Consider the following 20,587-nt stretch of genomic DNA (forward strand, 5'->3'; position numbering starts at 1 on the left):
GTGGTCAGGTGCTAAACATTGTGCTATAAAAAAGTATGTTGTAACTAAAATGGTAACCCTATGACTCGTTACGATCTCGTCGAACGACTGAACGGCACCTTTCGCCAGATGGAACAGGAACTGGCGCAACTGACTCAAAATTTGCAGCAGCGAACGCTGCTGATTGCGCGCGTGTTTTCTCTGCCAGAAGTGGCAAAAGAGGCAGAACATGCCCCGCTGGAGAGCATTGATGTTAAGCAGCATTTAGGCAAAGAGGCTGAAATGCTGGCGCTACGCCACTTCCGCCACCTGTTTATTCAGCAGCAATCTGAGAACCGCAGCAGCAAAGCGGCCGTTCGCCTGCCTGGCGTGTTGTGCTACCAGGTCAATAACAGCGTACAGACCGCACTTGAAGAGCAAATAAAACGCATTAACCAGTTGAAAACAACGTTTGAACGCATTGTGACAGTGGATTCCGGGCTGGCTCCGGCAGCACGTTTCGAATGGGTACATCGACACTTACCCGGCCTGATTACGCTAAACGCTTATCGCACGCTAACCGTTGTCAGGGAACCGGCTACCCTGCGATTTGGCTGGGCGAACAAACACATCATTAAAAACCTGAAACGTGATGAGGTGCTGGAACAACTGGAAAAGAGCCTAAACTCACCACGCAGCGTGCATCCCTGGACGCGTGAAGAATGGCAGGCCAGACTGGAGCGTGAATATCAGGATATCGCTGCACTGCCACAGCAGGCCAAACTGAAGATCAAAAGACCGGTAAAAGTCCAGCCCATTGCCCGCGTTTGGTACAAAGGACAGCAAAAACAGGTGCAATATGCTTGCCCGACTCCGCTGATTGCACTGATTAATAGCGACAATGGTATGAGTGTGCCTGATATCGGTGAACTGCTGAATTACGATGCTGAAAACGTGCAGCACCGCTTTAAACCTCAGGCACAGCCGTTAAGACTCATTATCCCCCGGCTGCACCTGTATGTTGCGGATTAACGTCCTGGTCGCATGCTACCGACCATCAGTTCCGGACGTACCCAACTGTCAAACTCGGCTTCGGTAAGATACCCCAGCGCCAGGGCGGACGCTTTTAAGGTCAGTCCTTCTTTGTGGGCCTTCTTGGCAATCTCTGCGGCTTTATCGTAACCAATATGAGTATTGAGCGCGGTAACCAGCATGAGCGATTCATTGAGTAACTGATCAATTCGCTCGCGATTCGGTTCAATCCCGGTAGCACAGTGCTCGTTGAAACTTTCCATACCATCTGCCAGCAGGCGAACTGATTGCAGGAAGTTATGAATAACCATCGGACGATAGACATTCAGCTCAAAATTACCTGACGCACCACCAATATTAACCGCGACATCATTACCCATTACCTGACAACACAGCATAGTCAGCGCTTCACACTGAGTCGGATTAACTTTACCCGGCATAATAGAACTACCCGGCTCATTTTCAGGAATTGATATCTCGCCAATACCACAGCGTGGGCCGGATGCCAGCCAGCGCACATCATTAGCGATTTTCATCAGCGACGCAGCCAGTCCTTTTAGCGCCCCATGAGCATGTACCAGCGCATCGCAAGTAGCTAACGCCTCGAATTTATTCGGCGCGGTAACAAACGGTGCGGAGGTTAGCGCCGCCAGTTCATCCGCGACACGCACGGCATATTCAGGATGGGTATTCAGCCCGGTGCCGACCGCAGTACCACCCAACGCCAGTTCAGCAACGTGCGGTAAGCTGTATTCGATATGCCTCAGGTTATGTTCTAACATCGCGACCCAGCCTGAGATCTCCTGGCCCAGCGTCAGCGGCGTGGCATCCTGCAGATGGGTTCGTCCGATTTTTACGATATCAGCAAAAGCATGCGATTTTTCTCGCAGCGTGGTGGTTAACACATTCAGTTGCGGGATAAGGTGCTCACGCAGAGCCAGCAGCGCGGCAACGTGCATCGCCGTGGGAAAGACGTCGTTAGAACTTTGGCTTTTATTCACGTCGTCATTTGGATGTATTTTACGCTCCATACCCCGTACGCCGCCCAGCAATTCACTGGCCCTATTTGCCAGCACTTCGTTCATGTTCATATTGCTTTGCGTACCGGAACCGGTCTGCCAGATAGCCAGCGGAAACTCATCACGATGCTTATCCGCTAACACCTCATCCGCCGCCTGCATGATGGCGTTCGCTTTGTCTGCCGCCAACAGTCCCAAATCCTGATTAACCTTCGCAGCGGCGCGTTTAGTCAGCGCCAGTGCATGGATCAGCGAGACCGGCATTTTCTCCGTTGAGATGCGAAAATGTTCCAGCGAGCGTTGGGTTTGCGCCCCCCAGAGTTTATCAGCCGGAACATCTATCGCACCCATTGAATCATTTTCGCGGCGTACCGTTACCATTACCTGCTCCTTATATTATCTATTGATTAGGTTATGTTTCGACATTGCCCACTTGCCATTGGTCTTATGAGTATTAACGAGGATAAAGCTGTCGTTTAGTGGTTCGTGCGGTAAAAAAAACCGCCCCGAAGGGCGGCTGACGTTACTTAACGCAGCGTGCGCACTGCGACGTCTGAATCTGCTGGAAGAAATCATTACCTTTGTCATCCACAAGGATAAACGCCGGGAAATCCTCCACTTCAATTTTCCAGATGGCTTCCATCCCCAGTTCCGGATATTCCACACATTCCAGACTTTTGATACTGCCCTGTGCCAGCACCGCTGCGGGACCTCCAATACTGCCCAGGTAGAAGCCGCCATGTTTATGACAGGCATCTGTGACCTGCTGACTACGGTTTCCTTTTGCCAGCATAATCATACTCCCGCCTTCGGACTGAAGCTGGTCAACATATGAGTCCATACGACCAGCAGTGGTTGGACCCAGCGAGCCCGAAGCATAACCTTCCGGCGTTTTGGCCGGGCCAGCGTAATAGATAGGGTGATCTTTTACATACTGCGGCAAACTCTCGCCGTTATCCATACGTTCTTTCAGTTTTGCATGCGCAATATCACGCCCGACAATGATCGTACCATTGAGCGACAGACGGGTGGAAACAGGATACTGCGACAACTGGGCCAGGATCTCTTTCATCGGGCGGTTAAGGTCGACACGTACGGCTTCGCCCTCGCCTGCCTGACGCAGCTCTTCCGGGATGTATTTGCCTGGGTTGTTTTCCAGCTTCTCGATCCAGATACCTTCACGGTTGATCTTGGCTTTAATATTACGATCGGCCGAACAGGAGACGCCCATTCCAACCGGGCACGATGCACCGTGACGCGGCATACGGATCACGCGGATATCATGGGCGAAGTATTTCCCGCCAAACTGCGCGCCTAACCCCAGATTCTGCGCCTCAATCAGCAACTCTTTTTCCAGTTCAACGTCGCGGAAGGCCTGTCCATGCTCGTTACCTTCAGTAGGCAACTCGTCATAATATTTCGCAGAAGCCAGCTTGACGGTTTTCAAAGTGGCTTCTGCGGAAGTTCCGCCAATCACAAACGCAATGTGGTACGGTGGACATGCTGCGGTTCCCAGCGTGCGCATCTTGTCCACCAGGTAATTTTTCAATTTCCCCGGCGTTAAAAGCGCTTTGGTTTCCTGATACAGATAGGTCTTATTCGCCGAGCCACCGCCTTTGGCAATGCACAGGAATTTATACTCATCACCATCCACACTATACAGATCGATTTGCGCAGGAAGGTTAGTCCCGGTATTCACCTCGTTGTACATATCCAGCGCAGCATTTTGTGAATAGCGCAGGTTGTCTTCGATATAGGTGTTATAGACACCTCGCGCCAGCGCAGCCTCATCGCCACCTCCGGTCCAGACACGCTGACCTTTTTTACCAACGATAATGGCCGTCCCGGTGTCCTGACAGGTCGGCAAAACACCTTTTGCCGCAATATCTGAGTTGCGCAGGAATTGCAGGGCAACATATTTGTCGTTTTCGCTGGCATCCGGGTCGCGCAGAATATCAGCGACTTGCTGCTGATGCGCAGGCCGCAGCATAAACGACGCATCATGAAATGCCTGACGCGCGAGGAGACTTAACGCTTCAGGCGCAACTTTTACGATTTCCTGCCCTTCAAATTCGGCAACGGAAACATGGTCGCTGGTCAGCAGATAGTATTCGGTATCATCCTTGTTGAGGGGAAAAGGATGTTGATAATGAAAGGGTTTGTTTGACATTGTGCTCTCACTTACAGCTCGGTCTGGTTATTCTCTGGGCAGATGTTCCGTTGCCCTGCTTCCCTGTCGCAGCTCGGGTTGTAGAAGGCGTGGCTTTTCTGCAACCGGAATTGCTCAGGGTATTAAAAGCGAGTCACCATATCCTACACAATTTTTTAACAAAAACTGAGACAAAGACGACTTTTTACATGTGCAGGTTACTTCCCCCCGGTTTTCTTGGTTTAATGGACAGAGAAATTTCAACATTGAAACAGGGCATTGATAATGCAAAAACTCATCAACTCAGTGCAGAACTACGCCTGGGGAAGTAAAACGGCGTTAACCGAACTTTATGGCATTGCCAATCCGTCAAACCAGCCGATGGCTGAACTGTGGATGGGCGCCCATCCGAAAAGCAGCTCTCAGGTTCAGAGCGCTGAGGGTCAGTTAATTTCTCTGCGTGATGCTATCGAACACGATAAATCTGCTGTGTTAGGTGATGCCGTGGCGAAGCGCTTTGGTGAATTGCCCTTCCTGTTTAAAGTGCTCTGTGCCGCACAACCTCTTTCTATTCAGGTACACCCTAACAAACGCAACTCTGAAATTGGATTTGCTAAAGAAAACGCCGCAGGGATCCCGATGGACGCCGCGGAGCGTAATTACAAAGATCCTAACCACAAGCCTGAGCTGGTTTTTGCCCTGACGCCCTTCCTGGCCATGAATGCGTTCCGCGAGTTCTCTGACATTGTGGCATTGTTACAACCTGTCGCTGGTGCGCATCCTGCCATTGCACATTTCCTGCAGGAACCAGGTGCAGAGCGTCTGAGCCATCTTTTCGCCAGCTTGCTGAATATGCAGGGCGAAGAGAAATCCCGCGCACTGGCAGTCCTGAAATCTGCGCTTAACAGCCAACAGGGTGAACCATGGCAAACTATTCGCCTAATCGCTGACTTCTACCCTGACGATAGCGGTCTCTTCTCTCCTCTTTTGCTCAACGTGGTTAAGCTGAATCCTGGCGAAGCTATGTTTCTGTTTGCTGAAACGCCCCATGCCTACCTGCAGGGTGTTGCGCTCGAGGTGATGGCTAACTCCGATAACGTTCTGCGCGCCGGACTCACGCCAAAATATATTGATATTCCTGAACTGGTCGCCAACGTTAAATTTGAAGCTAAACCGGCAAACCAACTGCTAACGACCCCAAATAAAACAGGTGGAGAGCTGGACTTCCCGATCCCGGTTGATGACTTCGCTTTCTCCCTGCATGAACTGTCAGCCGGAGAAGCGGCAATTAGCCAACAAAGCGCCGCCATCCTGTTCTGTATCGAGGGAGAGGCCGTGCTACATAAAGGCGAGCAGCGACTGGTACTGAAACCGGGTGAATCGGCATTTATTAGTGCAAACGAATCACCGATTAATGTCAGCGGCGTCGGCCGTTTAGCTCGGGTTTACAACAAGCTCTAGCAAGATACTGATATTTTTAGCAACTCTTGCTAAGCTAATAGTGAGTCAAAGACATGTCACTCCTCCAGGCGCTTTCAAACGCCTGGATTTATTTTATGGATATCGAAATGAAAAAATCGCTGGTAGCTGCGGGTGTGGTAGTTGCGTTGGGTATCGTCTGGACAGGCGGCGCCTGGTACACCGGAAAGAAACTTGAAACGCATCTCGCCGAGATGGTGACGCAGGCAAATGATCAGATCAAACGCTACTCACCTGAGTCCGGTATTGAACTGAGTTATCAGAACTACCAGCGCGGCGTGTTTAACAGCCAGTTGCAACTGGTGGTGAAACCTATTGCCGGTCAGGAAAATGCCTGGCTGAAACCTGGGCAAACTATCGTTCTGAATGAATCTGTTGATCACGGCCCCTTCCCGCTGGCGCAGCTTAAATCATTGAATCTTATGCCAGCCATGGCGGCAGTGAAAACAACGCTGGTGAATAACGACGTTACAAAGCCGCTATTTGACATCGCTAAAGGGGAATCTCCTTTCACCATTAATTCCCGTATTGGCTATAGCGGCGACACCCGTTCCGCTCTTTCTCTAAAACCACTGAACTACGAAAAAGGCGACGAAAAAGTGGCCTTTAGCGGCGGAGAATTCCAGTTCACGGCAGACAAAGACGGGAACGCAGTCTCTGTGACAGGAGAAGCGCAGAGCGGTGTGGTGAATGCAGTCAATGAGTACAACCAGAAAGTACAAGTTACCTTTAATAACCTGACAACCGAAGGCTCCAGCAGCGTCGCCAGTTTTGGCGAACGCATTGGCGATCAAAAATTGTCTCTCGATAAGCTGTCGATTTCGGTTGAAGGTAAAGAGCTGGCCGTCCTTGAAGGCATGGGCATCGATGGTAAATCCGATCTGGTTAACGATGGTAAAACTGTCAACAGCCAGCTGGATTACACACTGAACAGCCTTAAATTGCAGGGTCAGGATTTAGGTAGCGGCAAGCTGACGCTGAAAGTGGCCCAGATTGATGGTGAGGCGTTACATCAGTTCAGTCAGCAGTATACCGCGCAAACCAAGGCGCTGATGGCGCAGATCGATGTGGTACAGAATCCTGAACTTTATCAACAAAAAGTGACAGAAGCGTTCTTTAGCGCCCTGCCAGTGCTGATGAAAGGCGAACCGGTTATCACCATAGCTCCACTAAGCTGGAAGAATGCCAAAGGTGAGACGGCCTTTAATCTGTCACTATTCCTGAAAGATCCATCGACAAATCAGGACGAGCCGAAAACGCTGGCGCAGGAAGTTGATCGTTCAGTCAAATCACTGGACGCTAAGCTTGCTATCCCTGTAGATATGGCAACTGAGTTCATGACACAGATTGCCAAACTGGAAGGATACCAGCAGGAAGAAGCGGCAGGGCTTGCCAGGCAGCAAGTCAATGGTCTGGCGGCAATGGGTCAAATGTTCCGTGTAACTACGATGCAGGACAACACCATCGGCTCCAGTCTGCAGTATGCAAATGGTCAGGTAACTCTCAACGGCCAAAAAATGTCGCTGGATGAATTTGTTGGCATGTTTGGTATGCCGACGCTTTCAGAGCCGGATGCACCGGCGACCCCACAGCAGTAATCCTTATCTGCTATCAGCGTATGCCCGGTAACTTTGTTTATCGGGCTTTTTTATGCTTAGCACGTTACCAGTCGGGCGGAAAGCGTCATATTGCGCGAGTGACTTTCATCATGTCCAATTCGTTGCAGCACGCGTTCAGCAAGGGTGTAACCCATCTCACGCGCGGGCGTACAGGCCCAGGTAATAGGGAGATCGTCCAGCGCGTTTTCCGCCACATCGGCAAAAGCGGCCAGTGAGACCTGTTGCTCAAAGTAACGATCGACACCGATTTCGCCGCTCTGACGCCCTGCTTTCATCAGGCCAAACCATGCACCAGCCGCAATGGTTTCGTTGTAACAAACCACCGCGCTGATGGTCGGATTATGGCGTAAAAGCGCCGTAACGGTCTCAGCGGCCTGCTTCTGACTGGAAGAACACTCCAGAACCCAATCGCTATGAAATGGCAGACCAAATTTTAGCAGCGTTGCACAATACCCTCCCACGCGTTCAGCTCGGGTCAACGATGAGCTTTGTCCCCCCAACCAGGCTATCCGTTGATGCCCATGATGGATGAGATGTTCAACCAGCAGTTGTGCTGCCTGCATATTGTCAGGTCTGACGGTGTCTGCATCATCCAGGTAGCTGGCGCGGGAAGCAAATACAACGGGGATCCCTTTATCATTGGCCAGGTATCGAAGCGCATCGCTACTGCCTGCAGCACCGGCGATCACCACACCATCAACGCCTTGATTAAGTAACATTGCAAAGCGCTGCGCCAGTTGCTCACCATCCTTACCGCCATGCAATAAAAACACCATACGTCCCTGAGCTTCTAACGCTTCGGTCAACCCTGCGGTAAGTTCAGCATAAAAAGGGGTGGAGAGATCGCGAACAATCAAACCAATAACACCGCTCTGCCCACCGCGAAGTGCTGATGCTTGCCGGTTGCGTACAAAACCCAGTTGCTCTATGGCCGCATTTACCCGTTCGCCGGTTGCTGATGAGATACGCCCCTTTCCACTGAGTACCAATGAGACTGTGCTGACCGAAACCCCCGCAGCCAGTGCAACATCATGGATGGTGATTTTTTTGGCTATAGCCATAAAAACGGAAAACCCCCTGATAACGTGACAGATAAAACGTTTTATCAATCGGTTATATTTATACGCCCTATTATCATTCGATAATGTGATTTATACCGCACTAAAATTAGGTAAAACGTTTTATCTTCTCGCCATCATTAGTCACCGAGCTTTACATGAGGAGTCGTTAGATGACGACGAGAACCACACCAAAAATAACGTTATGGGAATTTTTCCAACAGTTGGGCAAAACCTTTATGCTGCCCGTAGCTCTGCTCTCCTTTTGCGGGATCATGTTGGGGATCGGCAGCTCGTTAAGCAGTCATGATGTCTTAACGTTGATCCCGGCATTGGGTAATCCAGTACTACAGGCTATTTTTACCTGGATGAGTAAAGTCGGCTCTTTCGCTTTTAGCTTCCTGCCAGTGATGTTTTGTATCGCCATCCCCCTCGGTCTGGCTCGTGAAAATAAAGGCGTGGCCGCATTTGCGGGATTTGTCGGCTATGCGGTAATGAATCTCGCCGTCAACTTTTGGTTAACGGCCAAAGGGATTTTACCCACGACTGATGCGGCGATCCTGAAAGCCAACAACGTACAAAATATTCTTGGGATCCAGTCGATTGATACCGGGATCCTGGGGGCGGTAATTGCCGGGATCATCGTGTGGATGCTGCATGAACGCTTCCACAATATCCGTCTTCCTGATGCGCTGGCATTCTTCGGTGGCACCCGTTTTGTTCCTATCATCTCCTCGGTCGTGATGGGACTGGTTGGGTTGGTAATTCCACTGATATGGCCTGTTTTCGCCATGGGTATTACCGGGCTAGGCCACATCATCAATAGCGCGGGTGAATTTGGTCCGATGCTGTTTGGTACCGGTGAACGTCTGCTGTTGCCTTTTGGTCTGCATCATATTCTGGTGGCACTCATTCGTTTCACCGAAGCAGGTGGTACACAGGAAGTGTGTGGTCATAGCGTAAGCGGAGCGCTGACGATTTTCCAGGCGCAGCTGAGCTGCCCGACAACGCAGGGCTTCTCTGAAAGCGCAACTCGCTTCCTGTCGCAGGGTAAAATGCCGGCGTTCCTTGGTGGATTACCAGGAGCTGCATTAGCGATGTACCATTGCGCACGACCTGAAAATCGTCATAAAATTAAAGGGTTATTAATTTCCGGCCTCATCGCCTGCGTCATCGGTGGTACCACCGAACCTCTGGAGTTCCTGTTCCTGTTCGTAGCGCCAGTCCTGTATGTTATTCACGCTCTGTTGACCGGCCTTGGCTTCACCGTAATGGCAATTCTCGGCGTAACCATCGGCAATACTGACGGCAACCTCATTGACTTTGTGGTGTTCGGTATCCTGCACGGGCTGTCCACCAAATGGTATCTGGTCCCTGTTGTGGCGGCCATCTGGTTCGCGGTGTACTACATTATCTTCCGCTTTGCAATCACGCGATTTAATCTGAAAACACCGGGTCGTGACGTTGAAATTGCCAGCAATATCGAAAAAGTCATGGCGGGAACACCGGGTAAATCTGGCTACAACGTACCAGCTATTCTGGCAGCGCTGGGCGGTGCGGAAAATATCGTCAGTCTGGATAACTGTATTACGCGGTTGCGTTTATCAGTAAAAGATATGTCGCTTGTTAACGTCCAGGCACTGAAGGACAATCGTGCGATTGGCGTAGTACAACTTAATCAGCATAACCTTCAGGTCGTTATTGGTCCGCAGGTCCAGTCAGTCAAAGACGAAATCGCGGTTCTGATGAATACCGTACAGGCTTAAGGACAACGAAATGTTTGATTTTTCAAAGGTTGTGGACAGGCATGGCACATGGTGTACCCAGTGGGATTACGTCGCCGATCGTTTTGGCTCTGCCGATCTGCTGCCATTCACAATCTCTGACATGGATTTTACCACCGCCCCCTGCATCCTGGAGGCGCTGACAAAACGCCTTTCACACGGAGTGCTGGGCTACAGTCGCTGGAAAAATGATGAGTTTTTAGCGGCGATCAGCCACTGGTTTCTTACCCGCCACGATACCAGGATTGACCCTCAGTCTTTGGTTTACGGCCCCTCCGTCATCTATATGGTGTCAGAGCTGATCCGCCAGTGGTCGTCTGCCGGTGATGCCGTGGTTATTCATACTCCGGCTTACGATGCGTTTTATAAGGCGATTGAAGGAAACCAGCGTGCGGTACTTCCTGTTGCGCTGGAGAAATGCGCAAATGGATGGTATTGCGACATGGCAAAACTGGAGGCCGTCCTCGCGCGGGCTGAGAGCAAAATTCTTCTGCTCTGTAGTCCACAAAACCCAACGGGAAAAGTCTGGACCCGCGATGAACTGGAAACCATAGCAGAACTGTGCCAGCGCCACGGTGTAAAAGTTATTTCCGACGAGATTCATATGGATATGGTATGGGGAGAACAACCGCACATTCCATGGAGTAACGTGGCGCGAGGAAACTGGGCACTGCTCACCTCCGGCTCGAAGAGTTTTAATATTCCGGCATTAACCGGCGCTTATGGACTTATCGAGGACGCCCAAAGTCGCAATGAGTACCTCAGTACACTGAAAGGCCGTGACGGACTTTCTTCACCTGCAGTACTGGCGCTTACTGCACATATTGCCGCCTATCAGGACGGTGCAAGCTGGCTCGACGCACTGCGGGATTATCTTGCCTGTAACCTGCGCTACATCGCCCGGGAACTCAATGCCACCTTCCCTGAACTGAACTGGCAGATACCACAATCCACGTATCTGGCCTGGATTGACCTGCGCCCACTCAACATTGATGACCAGGCGTTGCAGAATGCACTTATCCAGCAGGAAAAAGTGGCGATCATGCCGGGATATACCTACGGAGAAGAAGGTCGCGGTTTTGTTCGCCTGAATGCCGGATGTCCACGTTCAAAACTTGAAAAAGGCGTTAAGGGGTTGATTAACGCAATCCGTTCAGTACGTTGATATGTTTGCGCAATGAGCCATTCATTGCGCAAACTCTTAATTTGGGCGCCGGTTTCCCGCTTTCAATTACTGTCTAATTTTTATCTATAGGGTTCTGTGAGTAAAAAGGGCTATTTATCATCTGATCGTGTATAGTGGCCCTCCACTCAAATCAGGAAGAGCCTATGTCAGATCGTAAAAATAATAAATCCCGCCGTAATTTTCTTGTCAAATGTCTTTGTCCAAACTGCACCGCACAATCAGAACACAGTCACTCTCGGGTACAAAAAGGTGCAATGTTAATTTGCCCCCATTGCAATAAATTATTCCAGTCCGACGCTAAACTCGTCGCGTAAATTGCTATTAAGATAACTGCTGCTCAAAATTATAATGATGAAAAGCGGTTATCCATTCTATCTGCAATCCAAATAGCAAAAAACCCGCTATCAGCGGGTTTATAATTAAGTATGTATAATTCCAGTGCTTCTGCCAGTTTGTCTACTCAGGACAAAGCCGTCTTCGTTGTCGCAAAAGGCATAAGCAGGAATTATTACTCTGCCACTACGACATTAGCAGCAGCCGGGCCTTTAGCGCCATTCTCAACAGAGAACTCGACCTTCTGCCCTTCAAGCAAGGTACGGAAGTTATTCGACTGAATAGCAGAAAAATGTACGAAAACATCTTTAGAGCCATCAGCCGGAGAGATAAAACCGAAACCTTTATCAGCGTTAAACCATTTTACTAAACCAGTCATTTTATTAGACATATTAAATATTCCTTAACTTGAGCCTTTCGGCGAACAGGGGCTTTATTACAGAAACTACGTAGTGCTTAGTAGGGAGACTCAAGAAAGGGATTACTGAAAATACCTGGTGATGAGAACTGCTTTAGTAAACTACTTTGTATGCTGTCTGTCATTCAAACCGACGACGCTATTAACTCATGATGCTCTGGATTACGCAACTTTTATTTTAGCCGTCCAGATATCCTTAGTGCTAAAAAATAGTTCTGGCTTTATTTCTCCTGATACGTATAGTGCACCCCGTTATATCTATTAAGGAATTTATTTGTCTCGTAAAATGACAGGAATTGTCAAAACCTTTGACTGCAAGAGTGGCAAAGGACTCATCATCCCTTCAGATGGTCGTAAAGATGTTCAGGTTCACATTTCAGCGTTAAGCCCCCACGAATCAGAAGTACTCACTCCAGGCATACGTGTAGAGTTTTGCCGGATCAATGGTCTGAGAGGACCAACTGCCGCCAATGTCTATCTTTCATAGCACAGTATCTGATGCATGCCCCTGTTCGACACATCTTTAAACGACGGATGAAGCCATATTGCTGAAACTCTCAGAAATGGCTGAGTACTGAGGGTCTCTGGGTTCCAGACTAATTTCGAATGGTAATTGCCTCGAAACTAAGGCTTCCTTGCAAGGTAAATAGCGGTAACAAAATTACGCTTCACCTTTCCTCCAAAATCCTTTTTCACTACCCTCTCTATCTCATTGAGGAATTGCGTGCGCTCCATTTCACTCAGTCGAGCAACCGGTGAAAATGTTGAAATCAATTGTCTGGTCTGTCGGGCATCCATTTCTGATTCCCATCTGAACTCATCACTAATAATCTCGGTAAACCCGGCTTTTGCCAGATCATCGAGCCTTTCTCTTTTTTGTAGTGGGTAAGGATGGCGGTGACCCGCCTTATGTGAAGGGCTGGCGCTAAGGGGGGCAAACAAGCGATCTGTTCTTTGCATGAATGCATCCTCGTTATGCGGGTCGCCAAAAACAGTCCACCACATAGCAAACCATCCTCCGGGGCGCAGAAGCTGGAATATCCTTTCGAGTCCGCTCACGGGTTCGATCCAGTGAAAAGAGGTGGCTGCAATCCCCAGGTCAAAGCAGCCGGGCTGTAGTAGTACGTCCTCAAAAGTGGAATTTATAATCGAGAATGAGTCCTGCGAATACCGACACAGTCTTTCCTTTAACTTTATAGCCAGATTGTGGTCAGGTTCGATTGCACTTACCTGATATCCCATATCAAGCAGATGTTCCGTTGCTTGCCCGGTCCCAGGCCCAATCTCGAAGGCCCTCCGGCAGATTTCTGGTCCGCAATGCTCTTTAAGTAATGCAAATATATGTAACGGGTAATCAGGCCTGCCCTGCTGATATGCATTCGTATCTCTGCCAAATAAAGCCCGCCCTTCGTTAAGCGGAATGTGCACTTGCATCATCTTTCTATCCTTCAAATTGTCTAACAATTTCGAGTGTCAGACACTCAGTCAGCAACGTTGTGCCGGATATTTTAACTCGTCGCATGTCCTTACCCAGCGCAGGGATAACCCTACCCCCAACATGAGTAAATAACTTCAACGAATAGAAAGGAATTATGAGTTTTCCACACAAAACTGAATCTGCGTTATTCGAAACGGTGATAAAACAAGCGGGTGACTACCGGAGCTGAGCAACTGTCTGCCAGTGTAACTCCAGCAATCTCATATTCAGCCTGATGGATCTTCCCTATGGCAACATGCTTTACGGTGTTTCCTTGAGTCGGATGGCCAATAAGGATTGTGTGCAGATAGCCCTGCTCAACGAAAAACTGAAATGAATACCCAAATATGCTCCAATTACAAAGTGATAGTGCCATTTTTTCAAAGTTATTAGAGGATTATTATTCTGTTGTATAATACTGCGCACTTTAACTAAATGACGTGAGTGCGACCATGATTGATACTTCCCTACCCTTGACCGATGTCCATCGCCACCTTGATGGTAATATCCGCGCGCAGACAATTCTCGATCTTGGCCGTCAGTTTAATTTGACACTCCCGGCTCAGACGCTTGAAACACTGATTCCTCATGTACAGGTCACATCGACAGAACCGGACCTGGTCAGCTTTTTGTCGAAGCTTGACTGGGGTGTGAAAGTCCTGGCATCTCTGGATGCTTGTCGCCGCGTGGCATTTGAGAATATTGAAGACGCCGCGCGTAACGGTCTGCACTATGTTGAGTTGCGCTTTTCTCCGGGCTACATGGCAATGGCGCATCAACTTCCGGTAGCGGGTGTGGTTGAAGCGGTCATCGAAGGTGTACGCGAAGGCTGTAAGACTTTCGGCGTTGAAGCACGCTTAATTGGTATTATGAGTCGTACCTTCGGCGAGACTGCTTGCCTGCAGGAGCTGGAGGCATTACTGGCACATCGCGACCACATTACCGCACTGGATCTTGCCGGTGACGAACTCGGTTTTCCGGGTAGTTTATTCCTGTCACACTTCAACCGTGCGCGCGACGCGGGTTGGCACATTACTGTTCATGCAGGTGAAGCCGCTGGCCCGGAAAGCATTTGGCAAGCCATCAGAGAACTGGGTGCAGAGCGTATTGGTCACGGGGTCAAAGCGGTAGAAGATCGTGCATTAATGGATTTTCTCGCCGAGCAACGAATCGGTATTGAATCCTGCCTGACATCTAACATCCAGACCAGTACGGTCGCTTCACTGGCAGTACATCCGCTGAAAACGTTCCTTGAGCATGGTGTTCTGGCCAGTCTGAATACTGACGATCCGGCGGTTCAGGGCGTAGATATTATTCACGAATACACCATTGCGGCCCCGGCTGCTGGATTGACGCGCGAGCAAATCCGCCAGGCGCAAATCAATGGCCTGGAAATGGCATTCCTGAGCGATGAAGAAAAGCGGGCTCTGCGCCAGAAAGTGGCAACAGCGTAACCGTGTGATGCGTTAATGCATGATGGCATTAACGCATCAACCGCCTGCGATCAGATAATTGCAGGCGGTTGATAAACTCGATCAGGCAAGGCACAGCGTGGAGCGGTGTTTAGCCGACTCAATACCAAGCTCAATCAATTCCATAATTTGAATTGCCTGTCTGGCCGGAACCGGATTCTCACCGTTTCCATTTAGCGCATCTCGGATGCCCGCATAGTAAGCGGGATAATTACCCGGTATGGTAAGCAGGGTTTCTTCAACGCGTTCTTCACCTTCAACCCGCGTCAGTACGCCATCTCGCATGTCGTAGCCCCAGTCTTCCTGCGGCAAACGTTCGCCATTTTTCAGACGTTCTTCCTGAGGATCAAGACCATACTTTACATAGCTCCCGCGCGATCCGTGAACGATGTAGCGTGCAGATTCAGCAGCAGCCAGCATTGTGCCGTGCAAAATCACCCGACGTTGCGGATAAGTCAAAATAGCATGGAAATAATCTGTCGATTGCGCGCCGGGACGAAGCTGAGCCAGATCAACCGTCAGACTGACAGGCAAGCCGAACAGGTTGATCGCCTGATCCAGAAGATGTGGTGCCAGATCGTACCAGATACCACTTCCAGGCCCCCCCTGTTCGCGCCAGCGGTCTCGGACCTGGGGACGGAAACGATCGAAGTGGGATTCAAAATAAGCCACTTCGCCCAAAACACCATCTGCCAGCAGAGCTTTCAGCGTCAGAAAATCACTGTCCCAACGACGATTATGGAACACAGAAAGCACTCGTCCCAGACTGCGCGCCAGCATATCCAACTCACGAGCTTGTGACAGTGTCACGGTAAAAGGTTTATCAACAACCACATGTTTCCCGGCTTCCAGCGCGGCTTTTGCTAACGGGAAATGGGTGTCATTCGGCGTGGGGATAACAATCAAGTCAATGCTGGGATCATCAAACAAATGCCGTGGCTCAGACACAACCGCCACCGAAGGCCAATCCGCTTTAACTTTTGCTTCGTCACTACTGGACACCGCCGCCAGTTCAAGACCCGGTGTACCGACTATCAGGGGGGCATGGAAGGTTTTACTGGCATAACCGTAGCCGATTAGCCCAACGCGGATGTTGTCACTCATGTCATTGCCTCTCATTTCAGGTCCGATCTATTTCACACCATACATAGCAACGTCACAACCGTTTAATAACCTCTACACGATAATGGTTGTTACTTAACTTAAGTCAAACATATGTCACTTAGAGTAAATTTGCTGCGAAAAAGTCAGAGAAATCGTTCCCAATGCTCTTGCCGTATTATTTATTGATTAGTAACATTTGTGCCTTGTGTTTAAGGATAAATCAAAGCAAATGTCGTCAGTAATGAATCGTCTTATTGAATTAACTGGTTGGATTGTTCTCGCGGTCTCTGTCATCCTGCTGGGTGTTGCCAATCATATTGATAACTATCAGCCGCCGGAACCAACAGCAACCTCAGTGCAGAAAAAATAAGCCTCACCAATTCTTTATAGCCCAGCACTGTCCGCAGTGACTGCTGGGTTTAGCTGCAAAAGATGAAATTTTGTCAGAAAAAGCGAATTATGGCGCTTCCGCCCCTGGGCATATTGCCTGCGATTGCGAAGCGCGTTACCCTTTCCCTTGGTGCAGACAGCATCTGCTTTTCTACCGATATGAATAATCTTATTTTTGTATTTGCACACTGGTTCGCTTTTATCTGTGCAACATTGTTTATTTCTTAATATTCACTACTCCGTTGGTATTATTTTATTAATATGGATCTCCGTTTATGACTGTTCAGGACTACTTATTAAAATTCCGCAAAATCAGTTCACTCGAAAGTCTGGAAAAACTGTTCGATCATCTTAACTACACGCTGACCGACGATCGGGACATTATCAATATGTATCGTGCTGCAGACCACCGCCGCGCGGAGCTTATCTCCGGAGGACGCCTGTTTGATGTAGGCCAGGTGCCAAAGTCAGTCTGGCATTACGTGCAATAAACAAGAAGTAGCGCTCAACGTTAAAAGCTTTATAATAATTGCCCCAAAATGAACGGCACGTCTGTTCATACGCGTAAACCTGGAGAAGAGATGACTACGACACCGGCACAACGTATCGGAGGCTGGCTACTTGGGCCACTGGCCTGGCTGTTAGTTGCGTTGTTGAGCGCTTCGCTGGCGTTATTGCTTTATCTCACTGCGCTGGCAACGCCGCACACATTCAAAATGCTCGGTGAACAAAGCCCGATGAATCTGTTCTTGTGGGGTATTTCCTTTATTGCAGCTATTGCCATGTGGTACTACACGCTGTGGCTGACCATCGCGTTTTTCAAACGCAGACAGTGCGTTCCTAAGCATTACATTATATGGCTGCTAATTTCCGTGTTGCTGGCGATTAAAGCGTTTGCGTTTTCACCAGTCCCGGACGCTTTTGCCGTACGCCAGCTATTGTTCCCTTTGTTAGCTGCTGCACTGCTGGTGCCCTATTTCAAACGCTCGCAACGCGTTAAGACAACGTTTGTGAACCCGTAATAACCTTACAGTTAACCTGTTGTCGCCTGTTGTAGATTGACAGATAATAGGCGGCTTTTTTATTTCAGGCCGAAAAATGACTGATTACCTGCTGCTGTTTGTCGGAACTGTACTGGTCAATAACTTTGTACTGGTCAAGTTTCTGGGGCTTTGCCCCTTTATGGGTGTTTCCAAAAAACTGGAAACCGCAATGGGTATGGGCCTCGCCACGACTTTTGTCATGACGCTGGCATCTATTTGCGCATGGTTGATTGACACCTGGATCCTCATCCCGCTCGATCTCATTTATTTGCGCACGCTGGCCTTTATCCTGGTCATCGCTGTGGTCGTGCAATTTACCGAAATGGTGGTGCGCAAAACCAGCCCTGCGCTGTACCGTCTGCTGGGGATCTTCTTACCGCTGATCACCACAAACTGTGCGGTACTGGGCGTCGCATTGCTGAACATCAATCTTGGTCATAATTTTTTACAGTCGGCGCTGTACGGATTTTCCGCTGCTGTCGGCTTCTCACTGGTGATGGTACTGTTTGCTGCGATTCGCGAACGCCTCGCCGTGGCAGACGTCCCTGCCCCTTTTCGCGGTAATGCGATTGCGCTAATTACCGCCGGTTTAATGTCATTGGCCTTTATGGGCTTTAGTGGTTTGGTGAAGTTGTAATGAATGCTATCTGGATTGCCGTTGCCGCAGTGAGTCTGCTGGGTCTGGCGTTCGGCGCTATTTTGGGTTACGCCTCTCGTCGTTTTGCCGTAGAGGACGATCCAGTCGTGGAGAAAATCGATGAAATTCTCCCGCAAAGCCAGTGTGGACAGTGCGGTTATCCGGGCTGCCGCCCTTATGCTGAAGCCATAGGCTGCCAGGGTGAAAAAATTAACCGCTGCGCGCCTGGCGGTGAAGCGGTGATGTTGAAAATTGCTACTCTGCTTAACGTCGATCCGCAACCTATTGATGGCGAAGAGCAGGACCTTACGCCCGTGCGCATGCTAGCAGTCATTGATGAAAATAATTGTATTGGCTGCACAAAGTGTATTCAGGCCTGTCCGGTCGATGCCATCGTGGGCGCGACGCGCGCCATGCACACGGTGATGAGCGATCTCTGCACGGGGTGTAATCTGTGTGTTGATCCGTGTCCGACCCAATGTATCGAATTACGTCCAGTCGCCGAAACACCTGATAGCTGGAAGTGGGATTTGAACACTATCCCCGTGCGCATCATTCCCGTGGAACAACATGTTTAATCTATTCTCTGCATTCAGAAAAAACAAAATTTGGGACTTCGATGGCGGCATACATCCACCGGAGATGAAAACCCAGTCAAATGGTACTCCACTGCGACAGGTTCCGCTGGCGCCGCGTTTTATCATTCCGCTGAAGCAGCATATTGGTGCTGAAGGTGAGCTGTGCGTAAACGTGGGTGATCACGTTCTGCGCGGCCAGGCGCTGACCCGCGGGCGTGGCAGAATGCTGCCGGTTCATGCTCCGACCTCGGGCACGATTACCGCCATCGCCCCTCACTCCACTGCGCATCCTTCGGCATTAGCCGAGCTGAGTGTCATCATTGATGCGGATGGAGAAGATCGCTGGATTGAACGCGATTGTTGGGCAGATTATCGCTCCCACAGCCGGGAAGAGTTAATTGCACGTATTCACCAATACGGTGTAGCCGGATTAGGTGGTGCAGGTTTTCCAACCGGCGTCAAACTGCAGGGCGGCGGTGATAAAATTGAAACGCTAATCATCAATGCCGCTGAATGTGAACCTTACATTACGGCTGATGACCGTTTAATGCAGGATTGTGCGGCCCAGGTCGTCGAAGGCATCCGTATACTCGCGCATATTTTGCAGCCACGCGAAATATTACTCGGGATTGAGGATAACAAACCGCAGGCAATTTCAATGCTGCGTGCGGTGCTGGCAGACTCGCACGATATAAGCTTACGCGTCATTCCCACTAAATACCCTTCCGGCGGGGCCAAGCAATTGACCCAAATACTGACCGGGAAACAAGTTCCGCACGGTGGACGCTCCTCGGATATCGGTGTACTGATGCAAAACGTCGGTACTGCCTATGCGATTAAACGCGCCGTGATAGACGGAGAACCAATCACCGAGCGTGTTGTTACGTTGACAGGTGAAGCCGTCAGCCGTCCGGGTAACGTCTGGGCACGGTTAGGCACCCCTGTTCGTCATCTGCTGAATGACGCCGGTTTTTGCCCTTCTGCTGAACAGATGGTGATTATGGGTGGCCCACTGATGGGCTTCACCCTTCCCTGGCTTGATGTTCCCATCGTTAAGATCACTAACTGTCTTCTCGCGCCATCTGTCAGTGAAATGGGTGAACCGCAGGAAGAGAAAGGCTGCATTCGTTGTAGCGCCTGTGCCGATGCCTGCCCGGCGGATCTTCTGCCTCAGCAACTTTACTGGTTCAGTAAAGGACAACAGCACGATAAGGCAACCAGTCACAATATCGCTGACTGCATTGAATGCGGAGCCTGTGCCTGGGTTTGTCCAAGCAATATTCCGCTGGTGCAATATTTCCGCCAGGAAAAAGCTGAGCTTTATGCCATTAGTCAGGAAGAAAAACGCGCCGCTGAAGCAAAAGCACGCTTTGAAGCCAGACAAGCGCGACTGGAACGTGAAAAAGCGGCTCGTCTTGAACGCCACAAAAGCGCGGCGGTACAACCTGCCGCAAAAGATCATGATGCCATTGCCGCCGCACTTGCCCGCGTAAAAGAAAAGCAGGCGCAGGCAATGCAACCGGTGGTGATCAAGGCTGGCGAAAAACCCGACAACAGCGCCGCCATTGCCGCCCGTGAGGCGCGCAAAGCACAGGCACGAGCTAAACAGGCGGAAAACTCACTGTCTGAAGAGAGCGGTACGGCGACTGATCCGCGCAAAGCTGCCGTCGAAGCCGCGATTGCCCGGGCTAAAGCACGCAAACTTGAACAGCAGACGGACGCTGAAACGGCCGAACCGGTAGATCCGCGCAAAGCTGCTGTCGAAGCCGCGATTGCCCGGGCTAAAGCACGCAAACTTGAGCAGCAGACAGACGCTGAAACGGCCGAGCCAGTAGACCCGCGCAAAGCCGC

The 20,587-nt window shown here is 50.1% G+C and carries 21 protein-coding genes; 15 read left to right on the top strand and 6 right to left on the bottom strand.

Annotated elements, in window-relative coordinates:
• Window positions 1–60 precede the first annotated feature (60 nt).
• Window positions 61–990, top strand: a complete 930-nt coding sequence (gene tus, locus SK36_RS10670; RefSeq protein WP_048221502.1) for a DNA replication terminus site-binding protein — start codon at window positions 61–63, stop codon at window positions 988–990.
• On the opposite strand, the gene fumC is transcribed toward tus, so the two are convergent.
• A complete protein-coding gene (gene fumC / locus SK36_RS10675) occupies window positions 987–2,390 on the bottom strand; it encodes a class II fumarate hydratase (protein WP_048221503.1) in 1,404 nt (467 codons plus the stop codon). The two genes, tus and fumC, sit on opposite strands and share 4 nt — an antisense overlap.
• A gap of 142 nt (window positions 2,391–2,532) precedes the next feature.
• A complete protein-coding gene (gene fumB, locus SK36_RS10680; RefSeq protein WP_048221504.1) occupies window positions 2,533–4,179 on the bottom strand; it encodes a class I fumarate hydratase in 1,647 nt (548 codons plus the stop codon).
• Between the two features lie 264 nt (window positions 4,180–4,443).
• Between fumB and manA the strand changes: the two genes are divergently transcribed.
• Window positions 4,444–5,619, top strand: coding sequence for a mannose-6-phosphate isomerase (manA, locus tag SK36_RS10685; protein WP_045442602.1), 1,176 nt, complete (start codon window positions 4,444–4,446; stop codon window positions 5,617–5,619).
• Between the two features lie 107 nt (window positions 5,620–5,726).
• Window positions 5,727–7,235: a YdgA family protein gene (locus SK36_RS10690; protein WP_048222695.1), complete on the top strand. Its 1,509-nt coding sequence runs from the start codon at window positions 5,727–5,729 to the stop codon at window positions 7,233–7,235.
• Window positions 7,236–7,291: 56 nt separating this feature from the next.
• On the opposite strand, the gene SK36_RS10695 is transcribed toward SK36_RS10690, so the two are convergent.
• The gene (locus SK36_RS10695; RefSeq protein WP_045442599.1) at window positions 7,292–8,317 is read right to left on the bottom strand and encodes a Mal regulon transcriptional regulator MalI; all 1,026 of its coding nucleotides are present in this window, start codon (window positions 8,315–8,317) and stop codon (window positions 7,292–7,294) included.
• 170 nt (window positions 8,318–8,487) lie between these two features.
• Between SK36_RS10695 and malX the strand changes: the two genes are divergently transcribed.
• From malX to SK36_RS25030, 3 genes are all read left to right on the top strand, one after another.
• Window positions 8,488–10,080, top strand: coding sequence for a maltose/glucose-specific PTS transporter subunit IIBC (gene malX, locus SK36_RS10700; protein ID WP_045442589.1), 1,593 nt, complete (start codon window positions 8,488–8,490; stop codon window positions 10,078–10,080).
• Between the two features lie 10 nt (window positions 10,081–10,090).
• Window positions 10,091–11,263: a MalY/PatB family protein gene (locus SK36_RS10705; protein ID WP_048221505.1), complete on the top strand. Its 1,173-nt coding sequence runs from the start codon at window positions 10,091–10,093 to the stop codon at window positions 11,261–11,263.
• A gap of 164 nt (window positions 11,264–11,427) precedes the next feature.
• The gene (locus SK36_RS25030; RefSeq protein WP_223306988.1) at window positions 11,428–11,598 is read left to right on the top strand and encodes a YnfU family zinc-binding protein; all 171 of its coding nucleotides are present in this window, start codon (window positions 11,428–11,430) and stop codon (window positions 11,596–11,598) included.
• A 194-nt stretch (window positions 11,599–11,792) separates the two neighbouring features.
• Here SK36_RS25030 and cspG read toward each other — a convergent pair whose 3' ends face one another.
• Window positions 11,793–12,008 carry a cold shock protein CspG gene (gene cspG / locus SK36_RS10710; RefSeq protein WP_045442583.1) on the bottom strand — a complete coding sequence of 72 codons (216 nt, stop codon included), beginning with the start codon at window positions 12,006–12,008 and terminating at the stop codon, window positions 11,793–11,795.
• Between the two features lie 301 nt (window positions 12,009–12,309).
• Here cspG and cspH point away from each other — a divergent pair, with 301 nt between their 5' ends.
• Window positions 12,310–12,522 carry a cold shock-like protein CspH gene (gene cspH, locus SK36_RS23635; protein WP_071828923.1) on the top strand — a complete coding sequence of 71 codons (213 nt, stop codon included), beginning with the start codon at window positions 12,310–12,312 and terminating at the stop codon, window positions 12,520–12,522.
• Window positions 12,523–12,659: 137 nt separating this feature from the next.
• Here the strand turns inward: cspH and SK36_RS10715 are convergent, their stop codons facing one another.
• A complete protein-coding gene (locus SK36_RS10715) occupies window positions 12,660–13,472 on the bottom strand; it encodes a class I SAM-dependent methyltransferase (RefSeq protein WP_048221506.1) in 813 nt (270 codons plus the stop codon).
• A 492-nt stretch (window positions 13,473–13,964) separates the two neighbouring features.
• On the opposite strand from SK36_RS10715, the gene add reads away from it, so the two are divergent.
• Window positions 13,965–14,966 carry an adenosine deaminase gene (gene add, locus SK36_RS10720; RefSeq protein ID WP_045442580.1) on the top strand — a complete coding sequence of 334 codons (1,002 nt, stop codon included), beginning with the start codon at window positions 13,965–13,967 and terminating at the stop codon, window positions 14,964–14,966.
• An 81-nt stretch (window positions 14,967–15,047) separates the two neighbouring features.
• On the opposite strand, the gene SK36_RS10725 is transcribed toward add, so the two are convergent.
• Window positions 15,048–16,088, bottom strand: a complete 1,041-nt coding sequence (locus SK36_RS10725; RefSeq protein ID WP_048221507.1) for an oxidoreductase — start codon at window positions 16,086–16,088, stop codon at window positions 15,048–15,050.
• A 241-nt stretch (window positions 16,089–16,329) separates the two neighbouring features.
• Here SK36_RS10725 and blr point away from each other — a divergent pair, with 241 nt between their 5' ends.
• From blr to rsxC, 7 genes are all read left to right on the top strand, one after another.
• Complete coding sequence (blr, locus tag SK36_RS10730) at window positions 16,330–16,458, top strand: division septum protein Blr (protein ID WP_045442577.1); 129 nt, start codon at window positions 16,330–16,332, stop codon at window positions 16,456–16,458.
• Window positions 16,459–16,547: 89 nt separating this feature from the next.
• The gene (locus tag SK36_RS24870; RefSeq protein ID WP_197086128.1) at window positions 16,548–16,706 is read left to right on the top strand and encodes a hypothetical protein; all 159 of its coding nucleotides are present in this window, start codon (window positions 16,548–16,550) and stop codon (window positions 16,704–16,706) included.
• Window positions 16,707–16,753: 47 nt separating this feature from the next.
• Window positions 16,754–16,969, top strand: coding sequence for a transcription modulator YdgT (gene ydgT / locus SK36_RS10735; RefSeq protein ID WP_045442575.1), 216 nt, complete (start codon window positions 16,754–16,756; stop codon window positions 16,967–16,969).
• 90 nt (window positions 16,970–17,059) lie between these two features.
• Window positions 17,060–17,500: a DUF2569 domain-containing protein gene (locus SK36_RS10740; protein WP_048221508.1), complete on the top strand. Its 441-nt coding sequence runs from the start codon at window positions 17,060–17,062 to the stop codon at window positions 17,498–17,500.
• Between the two features lie 76 nt (window positions 17,501–17,576).
• The gene (gene rsxA / locus SK36_RS10745; RefSeq protein ID WP_005121199.1) at window positions 17,577–18,158 is read left to right on the top strand and encodes an electron transport complex subunit RsxA; all 582 of its coding nucleotides are present in this window, start codon (window positions 17,577–17,579) and stop codon (window positions 18,156–18,158) included.
• Window positions 18,158–18,736, top strand: a complete 579-nt coding sequence (rsxB, locus tag SK36_RS10750; RefSeq protein WP_045442568.1) for an electron transport complex subunit RsxB — start codon at window positions 18,158–18,160, stop codon at window positions 18,734–18,736. The genes rsxA and rsxB overlap by 1 nt, the downstream gene beginning before the upstream one ends.
• Window positions 18,729–20,587: electron transport complex subunit RsxC (gene rsxC, locus SK36_RS10755; RefSeq protein WP_048222817.1), on the top strand; the 1,859-nt coding region annotated here is incomplete at its 3' end. The genes rsxB and rsxC, both read left to right, overlap by 8 nt.

The sequence above is a fragment of the Citrobacter sp. MGH106 genome, from assembly GCF_001037495.1.
GTDB lineage: Bacteria > Pseudomonadota > Gammaproteobacteria > Enterobacterales > Enterobacteriaceae > Citrobacter > Citrobacter murliniae.